Raw genomic sequence first — 22,699 nt, forward strand, 5'->3', positions numbered from 1 at the left:
AATCCGGAGCCGGCATGGCCGACCCCGGAGGAAAGGTTAAAGCGACAGCAGGCGCGTCAGCGAAGGCGCAAAGTAATAGCTGCCGGTCACCGCACGGCTGAAACGCAGCATCGCATCACGTTTGCCGTCCAAATCGCCAAACATGCTCAGCAGCTGTTTTTCGATGTTATGCAGGCGGGCGCAATAGGCGATGAAATACAGCCCGTGTTTACCGCTGGCAGTACCGTAAGGCAGGCTCTGACGCAAAATCTTCAGGCCTTTGCCGTCTTCTTTCAGATCGACACGGCTGACATGCGAGGTGTCAGGACGCTGCTCCGGCGGCAACTCTTCGCTGTCGTGCTTGGTGCGGCCGATAATCTGCTCCTGCTGCTCGGTGGTAAAGCGCTGCCACTGACGCAGGTTATGTTCATAACGCTGCACCAGCACGTAGCTGCCACCTGCGTCTTCTTCACCTTCGGCGATGACCGCCACTTCAGGACGTTTGTCGCCCTGCGGATTTTCAGTGCCGTCGATAAAGCCGCTCAGATCGCGCTCTTCCACCCAGCGGAATCCGTGGGTTTCTTCTTCAATCTTGATGGCGTTGCCAAACGCTGCCAGCGCCGCCTGCGCCAGCGTAAAGTTAACGTCATGACGCAAGGATTGGATGTGGATCAACAGATCGCGCTGGGTGGCCGGGGCCAACCCTTTGCCCAGCGGGGTGAATGGCTTCAGCTCTTTTGCGCCCTGACCGCTGGAAAGGTCGTGCCAGACGTCATAGCCAAAGGCGATCACCGCGCCCAAATGCGCATCGGGAAACTGCTGTTGCAGCTCGGTCAACGTCTGGCAAAACTGCTTGCAGCCCTGGCGCAAATCGGCGAATTCGCCCTGCACGGTGGCTTCCATAAAAATGGCGAAGCGGCAGTGTTCCAGTAAAATACCGCTCTGAACCTGGGTCATTATCGTTATCCTCAAAATCGAAATCGAGTAACAGGCTGCTGTTTGTCCATGGGTTTCCTGTTACGAATGCGCAGTATCATACCCGATGAAAACGGGATTGCCTTGCATCAGCGCAAAGAAAATAGGGATACCCGCAACCGGGCAATTTCGTCCAAAGGGAGCGGTGATTTAACGTTCAGCGGGGATGGAAACCAGATAAATCAGGGGCGCCGCGGATCGGGCGCCCAGGGGGGAAGCTTTATTGCGGTTTGGCGTGCCAGATAATCTTGCTGACCGTCCAGCTTTTCAGCGTGTCATCCGGTGGGATGATATCTTGCGGGCCGGCCCACTTGCCGTCGAAGATATAGGTGACGTACTTGCTCTGCTGTGCGACGCACTCGACCTTGCCGGCATCGTCGCCGTCGGCCGGTTTACAGGCACCGAACGCCTTGTTGTACAGGTCACTGAACGGCGTGCCCAGCTTGCTGCCCCACTCGGTCGCGACTTTGCTGTCCATCACGTCCACGCGCTGCACGTGGCCCTTGGGTTCCCCGGTGATCACCAGCTTCACGTCGTTGCCGTCCATCGCCTGGTAGTAGGAAACTATTTTGCCCTGGCTGGTGGCCATGCCACCGCGCAGGCGGTAATCGCCATTCAGCCCGTCGTTAATGGCGCTTTCCGACATCGGGGTACCGGCGTTGAGGTCACCAACGCCCTTGGCGCTGACTTCGAGGCTGCTGCCAAACCAGTTAAATGGCGACAGGCTGGACCAAGAGAAATTGGACATCGTCGAACAGCCGGTCAGTAACAGCGGAAGCCCTAACAACAGTAGGCGAACATTCATTTTTAGCTCCTTAACATCAATGACGGGGCACAGCCTGCTCTGCCCTGCCGCACTTGGCGTTTTGTTGCGTGTCAGCCTCTCACAACTGTCCACGCATCGCCATCGGTTGCGAGCTTGGAGTGCGGAAAATGAGAAAAGTGCCGCACTGTGCGGCAATTAACCCGCCTCATCCTGTACCACGAAACAGGCCTTAAGACGCGCACTCAGCAGCAAGTAAGCCAGCGCCAACGCATCGAGCAGCGCCAACACGATGTCCAACGCCGAAGGATTGTCGTCTTGCTGCCACAGGCTAAACAGGGAACCGCCCAGCGCTGCCAGCAGCGAAGCAATCAATACCCAGCGCCAGGCACGCCATAGCCGTGGCCACTGGTGACGACGCGGAGCAATCAAAAATGCCAACGCCGCCGGCAGCCCCAGCACGATGCCATACCAGAACCATTGGGTGTCCGGGTAAAACAGCGATAGCAGGCCTTCCCCCTGCTGGCGCGAAACCCCGGCCATCACAAACAGGATCCAGGTGCGGGCCTGTAAAATCAGTACGCCCCAAAACCACAGCGGCAACCGCAACGCACCGTGCTGATCGTAATCGTCGGGGGAAAAACGGGGTGGAAGTGGCTTCAACATCGATTCCTTGCCAATATCATGATGATTTTTCAAATGGGTGCCGTGTTTATTGTTTTCAATGCGCGCGCTTAAGAACCCCTTAAGATTTTCATGCTTTACTTAACCCCATCAAACCAGCAGTCCTGATTGGCAGGGCTTTGATTCTAGATTGAGATAAGGAAGCTTAAGATGAAAAAATATACCCTGGCAGCATTAATTGCTCTGTGTAGCGCACCGGTTCTGGCTCAGCAAGGCGGGTTCCTCGATCCTGCGGCACCGCAAACGCACACCCAAAACACGCAGCAAGGCGGATTTTCCGGCCCTAGCGCCGCGTTGACCACCGTCGACAAGGTCAAGTCAATGAGTGATGACACCTGGGTGATGCTGCAAGGCAACATTGAGCAACGCGTCGGCGACGAGACCTATACCTTCCGCGACGCCAGCGGCACGCTGACGGTCGAGATCGACAAAAAACGCTGGAACGGTCAGACCATCACCCCGAAAGATAAAGTGCAGTTGGAAGGGAAAGTGGATAAAGACTGGAGCAACGTGGAAGTCGACGTGAAAACCATCAAAAAACTGCCCTAACGCGCAGTTTGGGCGGTGAAGCCTCACCGCCCAAAATATCGCTCAATATTCCTGATCTTCGATCAATCGCTTGCCCAGGCTGGTAATGCTCTGGATCTCGTAACCGAGTTTCTCGTACATCTCGATCACCGTGTCGTTATCTTCCCGCACCATCAGTTGGATCTTCGGGCAACCGCGCGCGATCAATTTTTTCTCTAACCGGCTGATCAACGCATTGGCGATACCGCGTCCGCGATAATCCGGATGTACCCCGAGATAATACGCCGAGCCACGATGACCGTCGTATCCCCCCATCACCGATCCCACGACTTCCCCGCCCACTTCCGCGACCAGAAACAGATCCGGATCGTGATTCAGTTTGCGCTCAATATCCATCTCAGGATCGTTCCACGGCCGCAGCAGATCGCAACGCTCCCACAGGGTAATGACTTCTTCAAAGTCGTCTTGTCGAAATACGCGAATTTCCATCGATGTTCGCCGCTGTTAATTAAGATGTTTATCTGATTATCGCGGGATTATTCACTTACGCAATATCAAACTGCGATTTCCCCGGGCAATAATGCAGAAATCCCCGGTAACTCGCGTAATAAATGGACATAGTTATCCGGTCGATTAATGATTATCAATACGATATAACGTCGCAAAATAGAATTTGTCGATGGAGCGTAGCGTTATGAAAAAGCAGGTTAAACCCTTCCTCAATTTTAAACCGCTCCCCGTTTCCCCCACGCGACGTCAATTACTGCTTTCGGGTCTGGCGCTGGTGCTGCTCGGCAGTAAGAGCCAAACGGCCCAAGCCGAAACCGGCGGCATGCTGCGCAAGCAACACGCTAAAACTGCGCCCAAACCCAGCGGCAGCAAAAGGCTGGTGATGATCGACCCCGGTCACGGCGGCATCGATTCGGGCGCCGTCGGCAGAGAAGGTTCGCAGGAAAAACACGTGGTGCTGGAGATTGCCAACCACGTGCGTCGCATTCTGCACGAACAGGAACACGTTGAAGTGCGCCTGACGCGGGAAGAAGACGAGTTTATCCCCCTGTTTCAGCGGGTGGAGATTGCCCACCAGCATCAGGCCGATCTGTTTATCTCTATCCATGCCGACGGTTTTACCAGCCCGGAAGCCTCCGGCGCCTCGGTGTTTGCCCTGTCCAATCGCGGTGCCAGCAGCGCCATGGCGCGTTATCTGTCCAACCGCGAAAATGCCGCCGATGACGTGGCTGGCGGCAAATACAAAAATCAGGACAACTATCTGCAGCAGGTGCTGTTCGACCTGGTGCAAACCGATACCATCAACAACAGCCTGACGCTCGGCCGCCACGTACTCGGCCAGATCCGCCCGGTGCATCATCTGCACAGCAACAGCACCGAACAAGCGGCGTTCGCGGTGCTGAAATCCCCGTCGATTCCATCGGTACTGGTCGAAACCTCGTTCATCACCAATCCGGCAGAAGAGCGCCTGCTTGGCACCACCGCATTCCGCGAGAAAATCGCCCGCGCCATCGCCGACGGCGTGATCAGTTTCTTCAGCTATTACGATTCACACCAACGAAAACCCGGCTGATACTGCCAGCCACGGTGAATAAAGGTATACTCTGCGGCTTGTTCAGTCAGACGCTGTGAATTAATCCGTATGAGTTTATCGACCATCGCAGAAGTAAAATCCTTCCTGCTGGCACTGCAGGACCGCATCTGCACGCAGCTGGCTCAGGCCGACGGCGGCGCCGTTTTCAACGAGGACCGCTGGACGCGGGAAGAAGGCGGCGGTGGCCGCAGCCGGGTATTGACCGACGGCGCGGTGTTCGAACAAGCGGGTGTCAACTTCTCACACGTCTCCGGTGCCACCCTGCCCGCCTCCGCTACCGCGCACCGCCCCGAGTTGGCCGGCCGCAGCTTCCAGGCGATGGGCGTGTCGTTGGTGATCCACCCGCGCAGCCCTTATATCCCGACCAGCCACGCCAACGTGCGGTTTTTCATTGCGGAAAAGCCGGGCGAAGAACCGGTGTGGTGGTTTGGCGGCGGCTTTGATCTGACCCCCTTCTACGGCTTTAAAGAAGATGCCATTCATTGGCACCGCACCGCCGAACAGCTGTGCGCCCCCTTCGGCGAGCAGGTGTATCCCAAATACAAAAAGTGGTGCGATGACTATTTCTTTATCAAGCACCGCAACGAAGCGCGCGGCATCGGCGGCCTGTTCTTTGACGATCTCAACACGCCCGACTTCGCTACCTGCTTCGCGTTTACCCAAGCGGTGGGCGAAGGCTTCCTCGATGCCTATTTGCCGATCGTGGAAAAACGCAAGGCGCTGAGTTGGGGCGATAACCAACGTCAGTTCCAGCTGTATCGCCGTGGCCGCTACGTCGAGTTCAATTTAGTCTGGGATCGCGGCACGTTGTTTGGCTTGCAAACCGGCGGACGTACCGAATCCATCCTGATGTCGATGCCGCCGCTGGTACGCTGGGAATACAACTATCAACCGGCGGAAGACAGCCCGGAAGCGGCCCTTTACCGTGATTTCCTGCCGGTGCGCGATTGGTTGAAGGAGCCGGAATAATGCAGATTTGGGTCGATGCGGACGCCTGTCCCAACGTGATCAAAGAAGTACTGTTCCGCGCGGCGGATCGTACCGCCATGTCGGTAACGCTGGTTGCCAACCAACCGCTGAGAACGCCGCCTTCCAGGCATATCCACACTCTGCAGGTGGCGGCCGGTTTTGACGTGGCGGATAACGAAATCGTGCGCCGCTGCGAGAAAGGCGATCTGGTGATCACCGCCGATATCCCGCTGGCTGCCGAGGTGATCGAAAAAGGCGCGGTGGCGCTGAATCCGCGCGGGGAACGCTATACGCCGGACACCATTCGTGAGCGCCTGAACATGCGCGACTTTATGGACACCCTGCGCTCCAGCGGTATCCAGACCGGCGGCCCGAATACGCTGAACCAGCGCGACCGTCAGCAGTTCGCCAACGAGCTGGACAAGTGGTTGCAGCAGGCAAAACGGGCGCAGTGATTGCGCCCGTACTCCGCTTAGAATCGCACCTCCCCGCCGAAGATATAGGTTCGGCCGCGGGCGGTGTTGGTCGGTGTGAAGTCCTGTGACTGGGATGGCATCGAGTTCATCTTGTTCAACGCATCGGAATAGTCTCTGTCCATCAGGTTCTGCACGCTGAATTTCAACAGCAGGTTACGGTTGAACTGATAGGTGCTGTACAGATCGATAATCGTCGGGATGTGCGGCGCAGGCTCTTTCAGCAATTGCTCATTTTCGTCCCGATCCGAATTTGGCGACAGGCGAACCGCTTTACCCGTGTATTTGACCAATCCGCCCAGCGTCAGTTTCTCGTCCAGCAAACGAACCCCAGAATCTAAAGTGAAATAAAATTCCGGCAGTTCGCTGATGTCACCGGCACCGAATTCGTTGCTGGCCTGATTGGTCGGTTGGCTGGTGTGCTCTTTGCTCAGGGAGAGTTTGGTGTAGGCGAAACCGGCATCATACATTGCCTCTACTTCCACCCCACGCATTCTGACCGGCTCATAAGCATTGCTGTACATGGTCATCACGACATTCTCATTGGCGTTATCCCACTCTTCCTGCGTCGACTGAGCTCGGTTGCACTTGCGACGATTGCTGCACACCATGTAGTTTTGGCTGGAAATGTAATTTTTGATCTTTGATTCAAAATACACCGCCTTCAGCTGGAAGCTGTCCTGCTTGAACAACAGGTCATGAGCATTGGCGTTGAAGCCGGCCTGGTAGGTTTCAGCGGTTTCGCCCTTCAGGAACGGGTTCATCGACTGCCCGCCGCTGTTGGCGAAGAACACCTCCTGAATATTCGGCCCGCGCATCGACTTGCTGTAGCTGACAAACGGCTGCAACCATGGCGTCACCTGCGCCGATAACAGCACCGACGGATTAAAACCGTGCTCTTTCAAATTGATATTGCTGGCCCCCTGCGGGAAGCAGGCCACGCGCTCATCACAGGCAGGTTTATAACCGGAAATATCATAGGAACTGTAGTTCAGATCAAAGTTGCTCTGCCAGATGCCGTAGTTAAGCTGCAGCCCGCTGTAAAGGCTGGCGATATTTTGTTTACCCGCGATCCCCACCGGCGAACTTTCCGCCTGGTTATCGTCGGTTACCAGCCCGGATGCGTGCTTCTTGTATTCGTTACGGATCAGCTTGCCACCATAGCTGAAGGCAAAATCGACTTCCTGCAGGCTGAAACGGCTGGTGTTATTGACGTCCAGCGCGTCCGAGATATTTTTCGCCTTGCTGTCGCTAAACCCTGCCATATTGTCAGACATGAATTTCTGCTCACCGCGGCTGGTACTGGCTGTCAGATTAAAATCAATCAGCTCGGAGAAAGGCGCATAGTGATATTTAATATAGAAGTCATTACTGTCGATATGACGGCGGGTTATTTTATTCTGGTAGGTCCTGACCGACAGTTCGATACTATTAAAAGCGTCTGGCTTAATATCGACTTTGAATAACTGGGATTTAGGGTTCTGTCGATAAGTTTTATCAACGTTAAACTCTTCACTGTCAAAACCGGAGCCGTTTTTGTAATTAGACGTGATGGAACTGCCGCTGATGGCTGCCATCGCGCCCAGACTGCCGCCTTCGCCAAAGGCGCCGGTTTTCCCGCCCACGGCAATCATGCCGCTGCGGCCAATGCCGTTATTGCCCACGGAAAATTTGGTGCGCACGCCAAAGGGATTATCGGAAAACACCACGTCATCCACACCCAGGGTGCGGAAGTTGGCGCTGCCTGCCAACGCATTCACTCCGGCGGAGCCCGTCGCATTGCCGCGCGCTACATCAACGCCGACGATAAAATTGGGGTCGATCAGCGCACCGAACTGGCTGGTGGGTAACCCGCCATGGGCTGCATCGCTCGGCGAACTGCCGTAGTAGTTCTGGGTAATACCGTCCACCATGGTATTAACGCGGCCAAAGCCGCTCATGCCGCGGATATTGACGCTAACCGATCCCTGGCCCGGATCGATTTGGGTATAGGTGCCCGGCATGCTGCGCAAAATGCTGTCTACCGATTCGAGATTCTTATTTTCCCCGCGTGAGCTGAAGGCACCCGGTTTTTCCAACGCCTCCTTTTCGCTACGGTCGCTTTCTGTCGCAGCCGAAACGTTCAACGGGCTAAACACCACGTTGCCCTTGCCATTATCTGCCCCGTCTTGCGCAGCCGTCGCCGTCCCGCTCAGCGCTATTCCCGCACCGATCAGGCTTACCAGTAATTTAATTTTCATAGATCCCCAGAAATGACCAAAAAGATGTTATGGCCGACAATGCCCAGCACAAAGCCCGCCGAAATCGACGGTAAAATTAACGCTTTATCGTTTTAATAAGCCGCCAGGTTATTTCCTGGCGGCCAGAAGGGTTATTTCCGCGTTTTCTGATCCACCGCCAAAATAAAGCTGTATTCCAAGGCGCTATTTTCCAGCCGCGTCAGTCGGCCCGATTTTCCGCCGTGCCCGGCCGTCATATCGGTGGCCAGCAGCAGCAGCGAATCGCCCTGTTTAAAGCGACGCAGTTTGGCCACCCATTTTGCCGGTTCCCAATATTGCACCTGCGAATCATACAGGCCGCTGGTCACCAACAGGTTCGGGTACGCCTGCTTGCGTACGTTGTCGTAGGGGCTATAAGACTTCATCAGCGCATAGGCTTCTGGTTGATTTGGGTTGCCCCACTCTTCATATTCACCGACGGTGAGTGGAATGCTGTCGTCGAGCATGGTGGTCAAAACATCCACGAAAGGCACCTGCGCCACCACCGCGTTATACAGCTGCGGCGCCTGATTGATCACCGCGCCCATCAGCAAGCCGCCGGCGCTGCCCCCCATGGCATAGATACGCCCCGGCTGGCCGTAACCCTGTTTGATTAACGCCTGGGTTGCATCGATAAAGTCGCTGAAGGTGTTGGGTTTATGGCTCAGTTTGCCCTGCTGATACCAGTTCTGCCCCAATTCACCGCCGCCACGCACGTGGACCAGCGCATAAACAAAACCGCGATCCAGTAAACTGATGCGGTTGGCGCTGAAGGCCGGATCCATACTCATGCCATAGGCGCCATAGCCGTACACCAGCAGCGGGCTGTGCCCCGGTTTGAACATCGCACGGTTGTAGACCAGCGAGACGGGTACCTTCACACCGTCACGCGCGCTGATCCACACTCGTTCGCTGTGGTACTGGCTGGGATCAACCCCTTTCACTTCCTGCTGTTTCAACAGGGTACGAGTACCTTTATCAAGATCCCATTCGTAGGTGCTGGTCGGCGTGGTCATCGCCGAATAGCCGTAGCGCAGGTGCTGATTGTCCGGATCGGGGTTATAGCCCAGCCAGGCCATGTAGCTGGCATCATCGAACGGAATGCTGCGCTGGGTTTTGCCGTCCCAACTGATTTGCCGTAGCTGTACCAGGCCATCGCCTCGCTCTTTCACCACCAGCCAGTCGCGGAATAAGGTGAAACCTTCGACCTCGCGCTTTTCCTGCGGTGCAATCAGCGTCTGCCACGGTTTATCGAGCGCCGCGGTGTGATAGAGACCAAAATGCGGGCTTTGGTGATTGGAGCGTAAATAGAACTCGCCGCGATAATGGTCGAGGTAATATTCATGGCCGTTCCGACGGGCGGCAAACAGCACCGGCGCTTTCAGCGGTTGGTTGGCATCGATCAGCCGCGCCTCAGAAGTAGTGTTGCCGCTGACGGTAATAATGACGTAGTCGCGGGAGGAGGAATGAGCCAGGCTCAGATAAAACGCCGCGTCATCTTCCTGATACACCAGTTTATCGTCCGCGACCGGCGTACCGAACTGATGGCGATAAACCTGATACGGCAACAGGGTTTGCGGATGGTTGCGAATATAAAACAGCGTCTTGCCATCGTTGGCCCACACCATGTCGCCAGAGGTGTTTTCAATCACTTCCGCGGCCCATTTCTCGCTGTCGACATTCCGCAACGAAATACGGTACTGCCGGCGCCCCTGATAATCTTCGGCGATCGCCATCCGCTGATTGTCCTGGCTGATCTCCAGACCGCCAACACGGTAATAAGCCTGCCCTGTCGCGCGCTGGTTGGCATCCAGCAAGGTTTGCCATGGCGCATCGGCGGTAAGGGCCTGACGCTGGTACAGGGCAAAATCCTTGCCCGCCGCATAGCTTTCCTGATAGCGGTAGCCGTTCAGTTGATAAGGTACCGAGCGATCTTCCGGGCTCATGCGGCCGAGCATTTCCTGGTACAGCGTATCGCGCAGTTTTTTGTACGGCTGCATCATCTGTTCGGTATAACGGTTTTCCGCCGTCAAATAATCCAGCATCTTTTTATTCTGGCGGCTGTCGTCGCGCAACCAATAGTAATCATCTACCCGGGTTTCACCCTGGGCGGTCAACTTTTTCGGGATGATTTCCGCGCTGGGAGCCTGCGGTGCCGCCTGAACGGCCTGGCCCATTAAGCTTAATGAGATCACGACAGAGGTTGCCGCACGCCAACAACGGCCCGGCAAAAGTGGATATTTCATAGTCCCTCACGATGGTTTGACATCGGCAACGCCTGCTTTTGTTTCAGCAAACAAAAGGCCGCTGCCGTCGGCATAAACTATTGGACGGCGTGCAACGCCGCCAGATTAAAATCGATGGGCATCGTCACCCGAACCTTGTCCTGCTGAAGCATCTCCACCGGCGGCTGCGGCAAAGGCTGCGCCCGAGTCACCACCGCCAGTGCCTCCCGATCCAGCGAGGCAGTACCTGACGACGCCTGCAATCTCAAATCAGACACCCGGCCCTGCGCATCCACCGTAAAGACCACCTGCGGCATGCCTGTACGGCGGCGGCGCTGTGCATCCGACGGATAGCGTTTGATGCGGTTCAGCAGCCCCTTAACCTGACTTTCCCACGACAGCTTGGCCTGCAGTTGACTGGTGGAATCACTGTTCAGCGGTGCCGCCGCCTGCCGGGCAACATTCAACGCTTTCGGTGCCGCGGCGCTGGAGGCCGCAGCGTGTTTGGTCTCTTTTGCCTGATCCTCGGGCTTCGGCTGAGTTTTCTGCGGCGGCCGCTGTTCAGTTCGCTTCTTTTCGGCCACGGCAATCTTGGTTTTTTCAGCCCTTGCCAGCTTTGGTAAGTCGGGTTGTTCTTGCTGTTCAGCCGGTTGTGCAGCAGACGACTGCGCCTGCTGTACGCCTAGCGGTAAGGGTTTGGGACTTTCCGGCGCTTCAATCTGCGCGGCCCAGCTCATCATTACCGCCGGAGGCGGCAATTGCATCGGCGGCAGCGAGCGTGGCTGCCAGTAAAACAACAGTACCAGCGCCACATGTGCCGCGATAGCGCACACAAAACCGCGCGCCCAGCGCGGTTGCGGCATCGCAGGGGCCGAAAAAGAGAAAGACTGACTTAGCATAGGGACATTAGATTACTTAATTGCGAATGATTGCAGATCACATTTGCTAATGATAATCATTTGTAATTATTATTAACAGTCCTTTTCACTGCCTTAACACATTCATTTTACGGCCGGGGTTATCCACAGGTAATCGGCCACCTGTTTGTCGACCTGCACCCCGGGTTCCGCCAGCATCAGTACCGTTGGCAACGCAGCCGGTTGCAAATCCTGCACGTGCAGTGGCACTCCTACGGATTTGGCGGCATGGTAGCCACCGGCAATCAACAGCGCGGGAGTGGGCGCGGCCAGCAGGCGTTCGGCCATGCGGCGGTCACGCTGCTGTTGGATCGCCAGCATCGCATGCAATTGTTGAGGTTCAATCTTGCCGCCGTGCGAAGTGCGGATAGTTTCCTCCAGCGCTTTCTGCACCACCGGACGCACCGACAGTTGGCCCTGCGGGAAACTTGGCTGCTGATAAAAAGCCATGATTTCATCGCGATCCAGGTTAGCCGACCACAGCGGATAGGGTGCACGCATCGCCGCCATTACCACATCGCCGTACAGCGACCATTTCCATCCCGACTGCCAGCCGATCAACTCTGCTACGCGTCCGTCGCGAACGCTGGGGTCCCCCTGCAGCCACTGTTTCACCTGGTTAACCTTGTCTTGCTGATTCGGGTTAATCATTTCCATCAGCACGCTACCCTGGGGACGCTGCTGCGGCAGGTTTTGCACCAGCCACAGCTCAATCTGATGGTGATAGGGGTTATCGTGTTTTTCGCCGACAATGACCCGCGGTTGAGCGGCCAAACGGGCCAGTAGCTGGTCAGGTGACAGGCTTTCTCCACTGCGCAAATCCGTAATTTTGCCCAAACTATCAAGGGTAGTTTTTGGCGAGGAAACCGGGGTTTGGTTACAGGCGGCGAGCGCCAGCGCGGCCAATAAAATCAAAAGTCTCATGATGCTGCCCTGTCATAAAAAGTGGCGACATTATAGATAATAATTATCATTTGCATATAGACAACCCCCTTTCCTGCGACATCGATAACTATTTTTTTACTTTTGGATCCCTGACTACGCATTGATTTCATGAAGTATTGCGGGTATAACCAATAGCCATTTAGCAGCTTAGACGTCTATACGGGTAAAATACCATGCATTCACCTGTCCCCGCCGAAGGGCAATTCAAACGCACCATGAAGGCCCGGCACCTGGTGATGCTGTCGCTGGGTGGCGTGATCGGTACCGGGTTGTTTTTCAACACCGGCTATATCATTTCCACCACCGGCGCCCTGGGTACCCTGCTGGCCTATCTGATTGGCGCACTGGTGGTCTATCTGGTCATGCTGTGCCTGGGCGAGCTTTCCGTGGCGATGCCGGAAACCGGCGCCTTCCACGTTTACGCCTCCCGCTATCTTGGTCCGGCGACCGGTTATACCGTGGCCTGGCTCTATTGGCTCACCTGGACCGTCGCACTCGGTTCCAGCCTGACCGCCGCAGGTTTCTGCATGCAGTATTGGTTCCCACAGTCACCGGTTTGGCTGTGGTGTTTGATTTTCTGCGCGGCCATTTTCCTGCTCAACGTAGTCACCACTCGCTTCTTCGCGGAGAGCGAATTCTGGTTCTCGTTGATCAAGGTGATCACTATTTTGGCGTTTATCATCCTCGGCGGAGCAGCCATGTTTGGCCTGCTGCCGATGAAAGACGGCACCCCGGCTCCCTTTCTGCATAACCTGACCGCCTCCGGCTGGCTGCCCAACGGCACCCTGCCGATCCTGATGACGATGGTGGCGGTCAACTTCGCTTTCTCCGGCACGGAGCTTATCGGCATTGCCGCAGGCGAAACCGAAAATCCGGAAAAGGTGGTGCCCTGGGCGATACGCACCACGGTGATCCGCCTGATGCTGTTCTTTGTCGGCACGGTGTTTATTCTGGCTGCGCTGATCCCGATGGATCAGGCCGGGATTGTCAAAAGCCCGTTTGTGTTGGTGTTTGAACGCATCGGCGTGCCCTATGCCGCCGATATTTTTAATTTCGTCATCCTGACCGCCATCCTGTCTGCTGCCAACTCAGGCCTGTACGCTTCGGGCCGCATGCTGTGGTCGCTGGCCAACCAGCGCACCCTGCCGGCCTATTTTTCTCGCGTCAATAAACGCGGCATTCCGATTAATGCGCTGACCTTCAGCATGCTTGGCGGCGTACTGGCGCTGTTAACCAGCGTAATTGCGCCGGACACGGTGTTTGTTGCCCTGTCGGCCATTTCCGGCTTTGCCGTGGTGGCGGTTTGGTTGAGCATCTGCGCCTCCCACTACGCTTTCCGCCGCCACTATCTGCGCAGCGGCCAGCCGATCGCCGGCCTGAAATACCGCGCGCCGGGTTATCCGTTAACGCCGATCGTCGGTTTTTCCCTGTGCCTGCTGGCCTGTGTCGGACTGGCGTTCGATCCGGAGCAGCGCATCGCGCTTTACTGCGGGCTGCCGTTCGTCGCACTGTGCTACGCCGCCTATTATCTGACCCGCCGCAGCGGGCAAAAAACATCTTTGGGAGAAAATCATGTCGGTTAACAACCCCGTCGCCACGCTGTTGGCTACCCACAACACGCTGATTCTTGACGGCGCACTGGCGACCGAACTGGAGGCTCGCGGCTGTGACCTCAGTGATCCCCTGTGGTCGGCCAAGGTGCTGATCGAAAACCCCGAGCTGATTTATCAGGTTCATCTCGACTATTTCAACGCGGGGGCGCAGTGCGCCATCACCGCCAGCTATCAGGCCACGCCGCAGGGCTTTTTGCGCCGGGGGCTGGATCACGAGCAGTCACTGGCGCTGATCGCCAAAAGCGTGCACCTGGCGCAACAGGCGCGCAGCGACTTTCTGACTCAGCACCCGCAGGCAACCCCCTTGCCGATCGCCGGCTCGGTCGGCCCCTATGGCGCTTATCTGGCCGACGGCTCTGAATATCGCGGCGATTACGCATTACCGCAGGAGGAAATGATCGCCTTCCACCGCCCACGCATCCGTGCGTTGGCCGAGGCCGGCGTAGATCTGTTGGCCTGTGAAACCCTGCCCTCGTTCACCGAGCTGCAGGCGTTGCTCACGCTGTTGCAAGAATTCCCGACGCTCGGCGCCTGGTTCGCCTTCACTCTGCGCGACAGCCAACACCTCAGCGACGGCACGCCGCTGACGCAGGTGCTGGCAGCGCTGCACGGCAATCCGCAGGCGTTGGCGATTGGCATCAACTGCATTGCGCTGGAAAATGTGACCCCGGCGCTGCGCCAATTTGCCGTGCTGACCGATAAACCGCTGTTGGTCTATCCTAACTCCGGCGAACATTACGACGCGGTGAGCAAAACCTGGCACGCCTGCGGCGGCGAGCACGGCAGCCTGATTGATCAGGTAGGAGAATGGCAACGCATCGGCGCACGGCTGATTGGCGGCTGCTGCCGGACTACGCCAAAGGATATTCGCCAGATCGCGGCACTCTGCAAGGCATAAAAAAGCCCCCTGCGCCAAGGCGTCAGGGGGCGGTTTAATGCCGAGGGCTTATAACGGTTCGGTCTGCGCTTCCACAACCGCCAGCGCCACCATGTTGACGATGCGGCGCACCGAGGCGATTGGCGTCAGGATGTGTACCGGTTTCGCTACTCCCATCAGCACCGGCCCCACGGTAACCCCTTCCGAAGACGACACACGCAGCAGGTTGTAGCTGATACGCGCCGCTTCCATGTTCGGCATAATCAGCACGTTGGCCGAGCCTTTCAGCGGGCTGTCCGGCATCAGATCATTACGAATGCTCTCAACCAACGCGGCATCGCCGTGCATCTCACCGTCGATTTCCAGCTCGGGCGCCATCTGATTCACCAACTCGAGCGTTTTACGCATCTTGCAGGCTGCCGGGTTATCGGAAGAACCAAAGCTGGAATGGGACAGCAACGCGACCTTCGGCTCAATGCCGAAACGACGCACGGTTTCCGCCGCCATCAGGGTGATTTCCGCCAGTTGCTCCGGCGTCGGGTCGTCATTGACATAGGTATCGGCGATAAAGGTGTTGCCGCTTGGCAGCAGCAGCGCATTCATCGCCCCGGCGACATGGGCACCCTCACGGAAGCCAAATACTTTTTCAACCACGTCGTAATGCTCGTGATAGCTGCCGATGGTCCCGCAGATCATCGCATCCGCCTCGCCACGATGCAGCATGATGGCGGCAATCAGCGTCGGGTTGCCGATCACCGCACGGCGCGCCTGCTCCTGCGAAACGCCGCGGCGTTTCATGATCTGGTAGTACTCGCCCCAGTATTCATTGAAACGCGGATCGGACTCGTTGTTCACCACTTCAAAGTCTTTACCCGGCGTCAGCTGCAGGCCGAGTTTTTTCAGCCGCATTTCGATCACGCTCGGGCGCCCTACCAAAATCGGATAGGCCAAGCCTTGCGACACCAGTTCCTGAGTGGCGTGCAGTACCCTTTCTTCTTCGCCTTCCGCCATCACCACCCGCTTCATTTCCTTCTTCGCCTGGGCAAAGATCGGTTTCATGAACAGGTTGGTTTTGTAAACGAATTCAGACAGCTTTTCGACATAGGCATCAAAGTCTTCGATCGGCCGCGTCGCCACGCCAGACTCCATCGCAGCCTTGGCCACTGCCGGAGCGATTTTAACAATCAGGCGCGGATCGAAAGGTTTGGGAATGATGTATTCAGGGCCAAATGACAGATCCTGATCACCATAGGCCGACGCCACCACGTCGCTTTGCTCTGCCAGCGCCAGATCGGCAATCGCATGCACGCAGGCCAGCTTCATCTCTTCGTTAATGGTGGTCGCCCCCACGTCCAGCGCACCGCGGAAGATGAACGGGAAGCACAGCACGTTGTTTACCTGGTTCGGGTAGTCGGAGCGGCCGGTACAGATAATGGCGTCCGGGCGCACGGCTTTCGCCAGCGGCGGCAGGATTTCCGGTTCCGGGTTGGCCAGCGCCATGATCAACGGATCCCTGGCCATGGTTTTCACCATATCCTGAGTCAAGACACCCGGGCCGGAACAACCGAGGAAGATGTCGGCGTTAGGGATAGCGTCACCCAGCGTACGCTGGCCGTTATCTTCAATCGCATAAGCCGCCTTGGTCTGCTCCATATTGGCGTCACGGCCTTTGTAGATCACCCCTTTGGAGTCGCAGACGGTAATGTTCTGCTGGCGCAGCCCCAGGGCCACCAGCAGGTTCAGACAGGCGATCGACGCGGCGCCGGCTCCGGAAACCACCAGCCGCACGTCGGAAATATTCTTTTTCACTACCCGCAGGCCGTTCAACACTGCGGCGGTCGTGATGATCGCAGTACCGTGCTGATCGTCGTGGAACACCGGGATCTTCATGCGCTCGCGCAGTTTCTGCTCGATGTAGAAACACTCCGGCGCTTTGATGTCTTCCAGGTTAATGCCGCCGAAGGTCGGCTCCAGCGCGGCGATGATGTCGATCAGCTTGTCAGGGTTTAGCTCATCGACTTCGATATCAAACACGTCGATACCGGAAAATTTCTTGAACAGGACGCCCTTCCCTTCCATCACTGGTTTACCGGCCAGCGCACCGATATTGCCCAGGCCCAGCACGGCCGTGCCGTTGGAAATGACCGCCACCAGGTTGCCACGCGCGGTATATTTGTAGGCCGCCAGCGGATCGGCAGCAATTTCCAGACAAGGTGCCGCGACGCCCGGCGAATAGGCCAGCGCCAGATCGCGTTGCGTTGCCAGCGGCTTGGTGGGGGATACCTGGATCTTCCCTGGGACCGGATATTGGTGGAAATCAAGCGCACTCTGTTTGAGCTGTTCGTCCATTGTAGGTTCCTATGCTTTTTGCTTTTATGTTGAGGTAAGGCTATTAAGCTGTGTCCTGCCATTGTTCGTGCCAGCGTCGCAGACCCAAAAGCCCGTAACCAAGGCGGAGGATGCTGGACATAGCGTGCCTATGTTCAAACCCGACAACGCTAAGTACGGTTTTTTGGGGCGCGGTCCGAAGGGCTGGCGCTCACGTACAATGGCAGGACGCAGCCTTGTAGTATAGTGAGAGAAACGTCACAAACTTTGAAGCGGGCCAAAACCTTGATCGAAATAGTTTTATAAAAGTAAAAAAAGAAGTACCACAGGACGAAGAAGAAAAACACTGCCATCAGTGCGCTGGCAGTTGGGCGCGCCAGGCATTCAGCGTGGCCACCCGGCCTGCGCAGATTTGTAACGAGGTTTGTAGCGCCAGGGTATAACTCAGCGCATCGCCCCAGGTATTGCCCAGCAGTTGCGGCTGCTCGCACGGAATAAACACCGTTTCAGGGGGCAACAGTACCACCGGCACTGCCGGCTGTGGCGGTTGGGCGCAGGAGCTCAATAACAGCGCCAGGCATAGGCTGCCCAGCGCAGGCGTCATTTTTAATCGCTTCACGGTATTTCCTCTGATAAACATCGCTTTGCTGCCGCAGCTGCTGCTCCTGTTGCTGCTGAGCCGCCATCAGCGCACGATTCTGTGCATCCTGAGTTTGCAGCGTGGCAATCAACCCCGCCTGCTGCGCCAGGGTCTTTTGCTGCTCTAACGCCTGCTGCCGCGCCAGCTCCAGCCGGTGCGACAACAGCGAGCTGTAGCCGCCAAGGCAGATGGCTACCAACAACAACAGCAGCAATCCGCCCTGCGCCAGCCTGTTCAGCCAACCGCTCATGCCGGGTAATCCTTAAAGGAAAGCTGGAAGTGCGGCCCGTCCTTCAGCGTCTTCCATTCCCCGCCCCACTCAACGGCAACCGCACACTCTCGCGCGGCACGACGGACCGCCACCGCGATTTGCGCATAATAGTCCCACTCCCAGGACACTACGCCTGCCGGCATGGCCACCACGTCCACCGCGTGGCCGGTCAAATGGCGGCTTTTCAGCGTCTGGCTTTGCCCACCGCGCACCAGGTCACGCTGACGCGCCATGCTGCGGCGCCCTTCGGTGATGGAAAAAGGCACCAGCGAATAATGCAGCGCCAGCCGCATCACCCGCACCAGATCCGGATGCACGTCCATTAAATTGGTCTCGCTGCGTGCGGTAAAACGAATGTCTTCAATTTCATTTATCATCTTTAAACCCCGTTTTTTTGCCAATAAATCTTTTAATTAATGCGCTGATATAATCAGCCCCAAGAAAACCAATCAGCACGCTGGCAAGGTTCGCCCACTTTAATTCCAGCCCGGTCAGCGCCAAGGCGTCGCGCACCGTCCAGGCCAATAACGCGCACATGCCTGCATTTAATAAACGGCGCCGCATACCGACATTGCGATAAGCCCCGTGCAATAGCGCCATGAGCCCTGCCAAAATGGCATTCATCACCGGCTGAAGATATTCACATGCTCGCTGGATAATTAAGCCAACAGCGTCTGGCTCTAAGCTGGACATAGCTACACTCCTATTTTATTTTAATTAAACGCCAATCACGGCCGGTGGAATATCGGTACCATCAGAATCTAGTTAAGGATGCTATAACAAAGCAAATGAATAAATACAGCCTCTAAAGTCAAATTCATTCATGCTCACCCATGGCACAACACCGCCCTGCCAAATAACTGGGCAAGCCGATAAAAAATTCATCTTTATTGTGATTTATTTCGACTTCTCTTTATCCGATAAATAAACATTAATAGCGGCGGGAGATTCACTCTCAATGACAAAAACCTTAACTCTGGAGAAATACCATGTCAGAACGTAAAGCCGTTATTGGTTATTATTTCATTCCTACTAACCAAATTAATCACTATACCGAGTCCGATACTTCAATCGTACCTTTCCCGGTGTCCAATATTACACCGGCCAAGGCCAGGCAACTGACCCACATTAATTTCTCGTTCCTCGACATTAACAGCAATCTGGAGTGTGCCTGGGATCCGGAAACCAATGACGCCAAGGCGCGTGATGTGGTTAGCCGTTTGACTGCGCTGAAGGCGCATAACCCGAATCTGCGCATCATGTTCTCCATCGGCGGCTGGTATTACTCCAACGATCTTGGGGTGTCCCATGCCAACTATGTCAACGCGGTCAAAACCCCGGCGGCACGCACCAAATTTGCGCAATCCTGCGTCCGCATCATGAAAGATTATGGCTTTGACGGCGTAGACATTGACTGGGAATACCCGCAGAGCAGCGAGGTCGACGGTTTTGTCGCCGCGCTGCAGGAAATCCGCACCCTGCTCAATCAGCAAACCCAGGCCGACGGCCGTCAGGCGCTGCCTTACCAACTGACCATCGCCGGTGCAGGTGGCGCGTTTTTCCTGTCGCGCTACTACAGCAAACTGCCGCAGATCGTCGCCTCACTCGATTACATCAACCTGATGACCTACGATCTGGCCGGTCCATGGGAAAAAATCACCAACCACCAGGCAGGCTTGTTCGGCGACAGCGCCGGGCCAACCTTCTATAACGCGCTGCGTGAAGCCAATCTCGGCTGGAGCTGGGAAGAGCTGACTCGCGCCTTCCCCAGCCCGTTCAGCCTGACGGTAGACGCCGCCGTACAGCAACATCTGATGCTGGAAGGCGTGCCGAGCAGCAAGATCGTCATGGGCGTGCCGTTCTACGGCCGGGCGTTCAAAGGCGTCAGCGCCACTAACGGCGGCCAGTACAGCAGCCACAGCACGCCGGGGGAAGATCCCTTCCCTGGCACCAATTACTGGTTGGTCGGCTGTGAAGAGTGCGTCCGCGACAAGGATCCCCGCATCGCCTCTTACCGCCAGCTGGAGCAAATGCTGTTGGGCAACTACGGCTATCAGCGCCTGTGGAACGATAAAACCAAAACGCCGTATCTGTACCACGCGGCCAATGGCCTGTTCGTCACCTATGACGATGCCGAAAGCTTCAAGTACAAGGCGAAGTACATCAAACAGCAGCAGTTGGGCGGCGTGATGTTCTGGCACCTGGGCCAGGACAACCGCAATGGCGATCTGTTGGCCTCACTCGACCGTTACTTCAACGCACCGGACTATGACGACAGCCAGTTGGATATGGGCACCGGCTTGCGCTATACCGGCGTTGGCCCAGGTAATCTGCCAATCATGAGCGCTCCGGCCTACGTTGCCGGTACCACCTATAACCAAGGAGCATTGGTGTCGTATCAGGGCTATGTCTGGCAGGCCAAGTGGGGCTATATCACTGCCGTGCCGGGTTCCGATACCGCCTGGCTGAAAGTGGGTCGCGTGGCGTAACGGTCAGCGACGACATAAAAAAACCCCGGGGCTGATGGCGACGGGGTTTTTACTGCTTTAAACGTTTAATTTTCGCATCCCTTCGTGGTCACTCCCTCAGTTGTTACACCAAGGATAACCCCCATCACGTATTACTTCCCGCCCCAGCAGACTGAAGACGTCGCTCTTGCGCGTCAGCCGCTCATGCCACCAGCTAAAACCGGCCCCTTTGCTGGCCGGATGCCAGGCCAGCCAAATCATTTCATCGCCTTTTTGCATATCGACCGGTACCGTCACCAACTCGCCGCTGGCCAGCTCTTTTTCTATCAGCGCCGGCGGCAAGAAGCCGTGCCCAATACCCCGCTTCAACAGCGCCAATTTGCTCTCGACATCGCATACCATCAGTTGGCGCTGCAACGGCATGGCGCCGTGGTTACGCTTGGGCAGCTCGTGGCTGCTGTCGGCAATGCCCACCACGATATCGTTCAGCCGCTGGTTTTTATCCACCGGCTTTTTCTGCGCCGCAAAGGGATGAGAAGGAGAAACGCACAGCACAAAATTCAGCTTGCCGAGCATCAGCGTCTTGGCCTGCACGCTGTCCGGGATCTGGCCGATGGCAATAATCAAATCCGCCCGGTTGTTCTTCAACGCATCCCAGGTGCCATTCAGCGCTTCACGCTGCACGGATATGTTGGCGTTTGGGCTGTGCTGGATATAGTCGCGGATATCCTGGGTGAGCGTTTCCAGCGGAAAGAAATTATCAACCACGATGCGGATATTATTATCGAACTTTGGGATGTTTCTTACCCTACTCTCCAGATCCTGTACCGCATTTAAAATCCAGCCACCTTCCTGCAATAAGAATTCCCCTTCATCTGTCAGGGTGATCATCGGACCATTACGATGAAAAAGTTTCACGCAGAGTTTACTTTCTATATTGGAAACCCGGTAAGATATTGCCGAAGGGGTTTTATGCAACGCCTCCGCCGCCATTGAGAAAGAGCCGGTACTTTTGATGGTGCTGATTATTTTAATCGCATCCAGGGATAATCTAGTCATACAAATTCCTCTTTGACATAAAATAAGAAAAAAATGACACTAAATTCCCAAGTGGTTGGCGCGTAAAAGTCGTTCAAGTCACACAAGAGTAAGCAAAACCACAAGCAATATACTCTATATTGCAGCACGTCATCTGAAAGACTATTCATCAACACTTTAAATAAAATTCATCATGACGCCGTTTTTTTAGACAGCAGTGTTTAAATAAATTCAATCAAGAAATAAAAGACAATCATCATAATAATTTTAGTTAATAGCCTATAAAACATTCCACCCTGACAGCTGAGTCTAAGGGTAAAAATAAAACAAGCCGCCAAGAATGATGTTTTTAATTTTTTAATAACCTCTCTTTTTGTCGGTGAAAATAAACCCAACTTACAATACAACTTCAGTCAGGAGTGACTTATGAACAATACTTCCCGTACCCTTATGTCCCTTGGCCTGCTGAGCGCCGCGTTGTTCGGCGTATCACAACAGGCCGCCGCCCACGGTTACGTCGAAACGCCGGCCAGCCGCTCCTATCAGTGCAAACTGCAGCTCAATACCCAATGCGGCAGTGTGCAATATGAACCACAGAGCGTTGAAGGCTTGAAAGGCTTCCCACAGGCGGGTCCGGCTGACGGGCATATCGCCAGCGCCGACAAATCCACCTTCTTCGAACTGGATCAGCAAACGCCAACCCGTTGGAACAAGATCAATCTGCACACCGGCGCCAACTCCTTCACCTGGAGACTGACCGCTCGCCACAGCACCACCAGCTGGCGTTATTTCATTACCAAGCCGAACTGGGATGCGTCACAGCCACTGACCCGTGCGTCCTTTGACCTGACGCCGTTCTGTCAACAGAACGACGGCGGTGCGATTCCAGCCGCGCAGGTCACCCACCAGTGCAACATACCTGCAGACCGCAGCGGTTCGCACGTCATCCTCGCCGTGTGGGATGTAGCAGATACGACCAATGCCTTCTATCAGGCGATTGACGTTAACTTGACCAAATAATAAGGAAGGGAAATACCACAGGGTTCAGCCGGGTGCTGAACCCTTTTTTATTGCGAGTGCGCTATGCCACATCTTTTTCCCCTCGGTCAGCCCATACTGACACCACCTTCGCAGGTGAGGTAAGC

The 22,699-nt window shown here is 55.8% G+C and carries 22 protein-coding genes; 8 read left to right on the forward strand and 14 right to left on the reverse strand.

The window, feature by feature from the left end; genetic code table 11:
- Window positions 1–36: 36 nt before the first annotated feature.
- The 3 genes from AAZT04_RS14020 to AAZT04_RS14030 all read right to left on the reverse strand — a co-directional run bounded on the left by AAZT04_RS14020 (window position 37) and on the right by AAZT04_RS14030 (window position 2,380).
- Window positions 37–936 (reverse strand): Dyp-type peroxidase, encoded by a 900-nt coding sequence (locus AAZT04_RS14020; RefSeq protein ID WP_115058356.1) that lies wholly within the window; start codon window positions 934–936, stop codon window positions 37–39.
- Between the two features lie 238 nt (window positions 937–1,174).
- Window positions 1,175–1,759, reverse strand: a complete 585-nt coding sequence (locus AAZT04_RS14025) for an RpoE-regulated lipoprotein (protein WP_434680564.1) — start codon at window positions 1,757–1,759, stop codon at window positions 1,175–1,177.
- 156 nt (window positions 1,760–1,915) lie between these two features.
- A complete protein-coding gene (locus AAZT04_RS14030; protein WP_046374996.1) occupies window positions 1,916–2,380 on the reverse strand; it encodes a DUF2919 domain-containing protein in 465 nt (154 codons plus the stop codon).
- Between the two features lie 171 nt (window positions 2,381–2,551).
- Here AAZT04_RS14030 and AAZT04_RS14035 point away from each other — a divergent pair, with 171 nt between their 5' ends.
- Window positions 2,552–2,950, forward strand: coding sequence for a YgiW/YdeI family stress tolerance OB fold protein (locus AAZT04_RS14035; protein ID WP_020828004.1), 399 nt, complete (start codon window positions 2,552–2,554; stop codon window positions 2,948–2,950).
- 42 nt (window positions 2,951–2,992) lie between these two features.
- Here the strand turns inward: AAZT04_RS14035 and AAZT04_RS14040 are convergent, their stop codons facing one another.
- Window positions 2,993–3,418, reverse strand: coding sequence for a GNAT family acetyltransferase (locus tag AAZT04_RS14040; protein ID WP_020828005.1), 426 nt, complete (start codon window positions 3,416–3,418; stop codon window positions 2,993–2,995).
- Window positions 3,419–3,623: 205 nt separating this feature from the next.
- Here AAZT04_RS14040 and amiA point away from each other — a divergent pair, with 205 nt between their 5' ends.
- The 3 genes from amiA to AAZT04_RS14055 all read left to right on the forward strand — a co-directional run bounded on the left by amiA (window position 3,624) and on the right by AAZT04_RS14055 (window position 5,956).
- Complete coding sequence (gene amiA / locus AAZT04_RS14045) at window positions 3,624–4,511, forward strand: N-acetylmuramoyl-L-alanine amidase AmiA (RefSeq protein ID WP_020828006.1); 888 nt, start codon at window positions 3,624–3,626, stop codon at window positions 4,509–4,511.
- A gap of 69 nt (window positions 4,512–4,580) precedes the next feature.
- Window positions 4,581–5,501, forward strand: a complete 921-nt coding sequence (gene hemF / locus AAZT04_RS14050; RefSeq protein WP_116690019.1) for an oxygen-dependent coproporphyrinogen oxidase — start codon at window positions 4,581–4,583, stop codon at window positions 5,499–5,501.
- Entirely contained in the window at window positions 5,501–5,956 is a 456-nt protein-coding gene (locus tag AAZT04_RS14055; RefSeq protein ID WP_020828008.1) for a YaiI/YqxD family protein, read from the forward strand. Before hemF ends, AAZT04_RS14055 begins: the two co-directional genes overlap by 1 nt.
- 17 nt (window positions 5,957–5,973) lie before the next feature.
- On the opposite strand, the gene AAZT04_RS14060 is transcribed toward AAZT04_RS14055, so the two are convergent.
- The 4 genes from AAZT04_RS14060 to AAZT04_RS14075 all read right to left on the reverse strand — a co-directional run bounded on the left by AAZT04_RS14060 (window position 5,974) and on the right by AAZT04_RS14075 (window position 12,298).
- Window positions 5,974–8,214 (reverse strand): TonB-dependent receptor domain-containing protein, encoded by a 2,241-nt coding sequence (locus AAZT04_RS14060; RefSeq protein WP_129983456.1) that lies wholly within the window; start codon window positions 8,212–8,214, stop codon window positions 5,974–5,976.
- Window positions 8,215–8,345: 131 nt separating this feature from the next.
- The gene (locus AAZT04_RS14065) at window positions 8,346–10,478 is read right to left on the reverse strand and encodes a S9 family peptidase (protein ID WP_334648027.1); all 2,133 of its coding nucleotides are present in this window, start codon (window positions 10,476–10,478) and stop codon (window positions 8,346–8,348) included.
- 77 nt (window positions 10,479–10,555) lie between these two features.
- The gene (locus AAZT04_RS14070) at window positions 10,556–11,356 is read right to left on the reverse strand and encodes a TonB family protein (protein ID WP_434680569.1); all 801 of its coding nucleotides are present in this window, start codon (window positions 11,354–11,356) and stop codon (window positions 10,556–10,558) included.
- A 102-nt stretch (window positions 11,357–11,458) separates the two neighbouring features.
- On the reverse strand, window positions 11,459–12,298 hold the full coding sequence (locus AAZT04_RS14075; RefSeq protein WP_129940957.1) for a ChaN family lipoprotein: 840 nt from the start codon (window positions 12,296–12,298) through the stop codon (window positions 11,459–11,461).
- Window positions 12,299–12,492: 194 nt separating this feature from the next.
- Here AAZT04_RS14075 and mmuP point away from each other — a divergent pair, with 194 nt between their 5' ends.
- On the forward strand, window positions 12,493–13,902 hold the full coding sequence (mmuP, locus tag AAZT04_RS14080) for an S-methylmethionine permease (protein WP_258090772.1): 1,410 nt from the start codon (window positions 12,493–12,495) through the stop codon (window positions 13,900–13,902).
- Entirely contained in the window at window positions 13,892–14,830 is a 939-nt protein-coding gene (gene mmuM, locus AAZT04_RS14085; RefSeq protein ID WP_258090773.1) for a homocysteine S-methyltransferase, read from the forward strand. The genes mmuP and mmuM overlap by 11 nt, the downstream gene beginning before the upstream one ends.
- Before the next feature lie 48 nt (window positions 14,831–14,878).
- Here the strand turns inward: mmuM and maeB are convergent, their stop codons facing one another.
- From maeB to AAZT04_RS14110, 5 genes are all read right to left on the reverse strand, one after another.
- Window positions 14,879–17,158, reverse strand: coding sequence for an NADP-dependent oxaloacetate-decarboxylating malate dehydrogenase (maeB, locus tag AAZT04_RS14090; protein WP_020828015.1), 2,280 nt, complete (start codon window positions 17,156–17,158; stop codon window positions 14,879–14,881).
- Window positions 17,159–17,489: 331 nt separating this feature from the next.
- A complete protein-coding gene (gene lysC / locus AAZT04_RS14095; RefSeq protein WP_162302858.1) occupies window positions 17,490–17,654 on the reverse strand; it encodes an Rz1-like lysis system protein LysC in 165 nt (54 codons plus the stop codon).
- On the reverse strand, window positions 17,644–18,027 hold the full coding sequence (locus AAZT04_RS14100) for a hypothetical protein (RefSeq protein ID WP_258090774.1): 384 nt from the start codon (window positions 18,025–18,027) through the stop codon (window positions 17,644–17,646). Before AAZT04_RS14100 ends, lysC begins: the two co-directional genes overlap by 11 nt.
- Window positions 18,024–18,425, reverse strand: coding sequence for a M15 family metallopeptidase (locus AAZT04_RS14105; RefSeq protein WP_122079970.1), 402 nt, complete (start codon window positions 18,423–18,425; stop codon window positions 18,024–18,026). The genes AAZT04_RS14100 and AAZT04_RS14105 overlap by 4 nt, the downstream gene beginning before the upstream one ends.
- Window positions 18,415–18,741, reverse strand: coding sequence for a phage holin, lambda family (locus AAZT04_RS14110; RefSeq protein ID WP_020828020.1), 327 nt, complete (start codon window positions 18,739–18,741; stop codon window positions 18,415–18,417). Before AAZT04_RS14110 ends, AAZT04_RS14105 begins: the two co-directional genes overlap by 11 nt.
- Window positions 18,742–19,037: 296 nt before the next feature.
- On the opposite strand from AAZT04_RS14110, the gene AAZT04_RS14115 reads away from it, so the two are divergent.
- Complete coding sequence (locus tag AAZT04_RS14115; RefSeq protein ID WP_258090775.1) at window positions 19,038–20,537, forward strand: glycosyl hydrolase family 18 protein; 1,500 nt, start codon at window positions 19,038–19,040, stop codon at window positions 20,535–20,537.
- A gap of 96 nt (window positions 20,538–20,633) precedes the next feature.
- On the opposite strand, the gene AAZT04_RS14120 is transcribed toward AAZT04_RS14115, so the two are convergent.
- Complete coding sequence (locus AAZT04_RS14120) at window positions 20,634–21,575, reverse strand: LysR family transcriptional regulator (protein WP_020828022.1); 942 nt, start codon at window positions 21,573–21,575, stop codon at window positions 20,634–20,636.
- A gap of 405 nt (window positions 21,576–21,980) precedes the next feature.
- Here AAZT04_RS14120 and AAZT04_RS14125 point away from each other — a divergent pair, with 405 nt between their 5' ends.
- Window positions 21,981–22,574, forward strand: coding sequence for a lytic polysaccharide monooxygenase (locus AAZT04_RS14125; RefSeq protein WP_020828023.1), 594 nt, complete (start codon window positions 21,981–21,983; stop codon window positions 22,572–22,574).
- The last annotated feature ends 125 nt before the right edge of the window (window positions 22,575–22,699 follow it).

This window comes from Serratia sp. Je.1.23.a, assembly GCF_051129805.1.
GTDB classification, from domain to species: domain Bacteria; phylum Pseudomonadota; class Gammaproteobacteria; order Enterobacterales; family Enterobacteriaceae; genus Serratia; species Serratia liquefaciens.

What these genes read in the sequence shown, in the direction of transcription:
- AAZT04_RS14055 (WP_020828008.1), top strand. Translation starts at nt 5,501, where the DNA reads ATGCAGATTTGGGTCGATGCGGACGCCTGTCCCAACGTGATCAAAGAA.
- AAZT04_RS14105 (WP_122079970.1), bottom strand. Translation starts at nt 18,425, where the DNA reads ATGATAAATGAAATTGAAGACATTCGTTTTACCGCACGCAGCGAGACC.
- AAZT04_RS14035 (WP_020828004.1), top strand. Translation starts at nt 2,552, where the DNA reads ATGAAAAAATATACCCTGGCAGCATTAATTGCTCTGTGTAGCGCACCG.
- AAZT04_RS14100 (WP_258090774.1), bottom strand. Translation starts at nt 18,027, where the DNA reads ATGAGCGGTTGGCTGAACAGGCTGGCGCAGGGCGGATTGCTGCTGTTG.
- AAZT04_RS14115 (WP_258090775.1), top strand. Translation starts at nt 19,038, where the DNA reads ATGTCAGAACGTAAAGCCGTTATTGGTTATTATTTCATTCCTACTAAC.
- AAZT04_RS14125 (WP_020828023.1), top strand. Translation starts at nt 21,981, where the DNA reads ATGAACAATACTTCCCGTACCCTTATGTCCCTTGGCCTGCTGAGCGCC.
- AAZT04_RS14025 (WP_434680564.1), bottom strand. Translation starts at nt 1,759, where the DNA reads ATGAATGTTCGCCTACTGTTGTTAGGGCTTCCGCTGTTACTGACCGGC.
- AAZT04_RS14075 (WP_129940957.1), bottom strand. Translation starts at nt 12,298, where the DNA reads ATGAGACTTTTGATTTTATTGGCCGCGCTGGCGCTCGCCGCCTGTAAC.
- amiA (WP_020828006.1), top strand. Translation starts at nt 3,624, where the DNA reads ATGAAAAAGCAGGTTAAACCCTTCCTCAATTTTAAACCGCTCCCCGTT.
- maeB (WP_020828015.1), bottom strand. Translation starts at nt 17,158, where the DNA reads ATGGACGAACAGCTCAAACAGAGTGCGCTTGATTTCCACCAATATCCG.
- hemF (WP_116690019.1), top strand. Translation starts at nt 4,581, where the DNA reads ATGAGTTTATCGACCATCGCAGAAGTAAAATCCTTCCTGCTGGCACTG.
- AAZT04_RS14065 (WP_334648027.1), bottom strand. Translation starts at nt 10,478, where the DNA reads ATGAAATATCCACTTTTGCCGGGCCGTTGTTGGCGTGCGGCAACCTCT.
- AAZT04_RS14070 (WP_434680569.1), bottom strand. Translation starts at nt 11,356, where the DNA reads ATGCTAAGTCAGTCTTTCTCTTTTTCGGCCCCTGCGATGCCGCAACCG.
- mmuM (WP_258090773.1), top strand. Translation starts at nt 13,892, where the DNA reads ATGTCGGTTAACAACCCCGTCGCCACGCTGTTGGCTACCCACAACACG.
- AAZT04_RS14110 (WP_020828020.1), bottom strand. Translation starts at nt 18,741, where the DNA reads ATGTCCAGCTTAGAGCCAGACGCTGTTGGCTTAATTATCCAGCGAGCA.
- AAZT04_RS14020 (WP_115058356.1), bottom strand. Translation starts at nt 936, where the DNA reads ATGACCCAGGTTCAGAGCGGTATTTTACTGGAACACTGCCGCTTCGCC.
- mmuP (WP_258090772.1), top strand. Translation starts at nt 12,493, where the DNA reads ATGCATTCACCTGTCCCCGCCGAAGGGCAATTCAAACGCACCATGAAG.
- AAZT04_RS14060 (WP_129983456.1), bottom strand. Translation starts at nt 8,214, where the DNA reads ATGAAAATTAAATTACTGGTAAGCCTGATCGGTGCGGGAATAGCGCTG.
- AAZT04_RS14120 (WP_020828022.1), bottom strand. Translation starts at nt 21,575, where the DNA reads ATGACTAGATTATCCCTGGATGCGATTAAAATAATCAGCACCATCAAA.
- AAZT04_RS14040 (WP_020828005.1), bottom strand. Translation starts at nt 3,418, where the DNA reads ATGGAAATTCGCGTATTTCGACAAGACGACTTTGAAGAAGTCATTACC.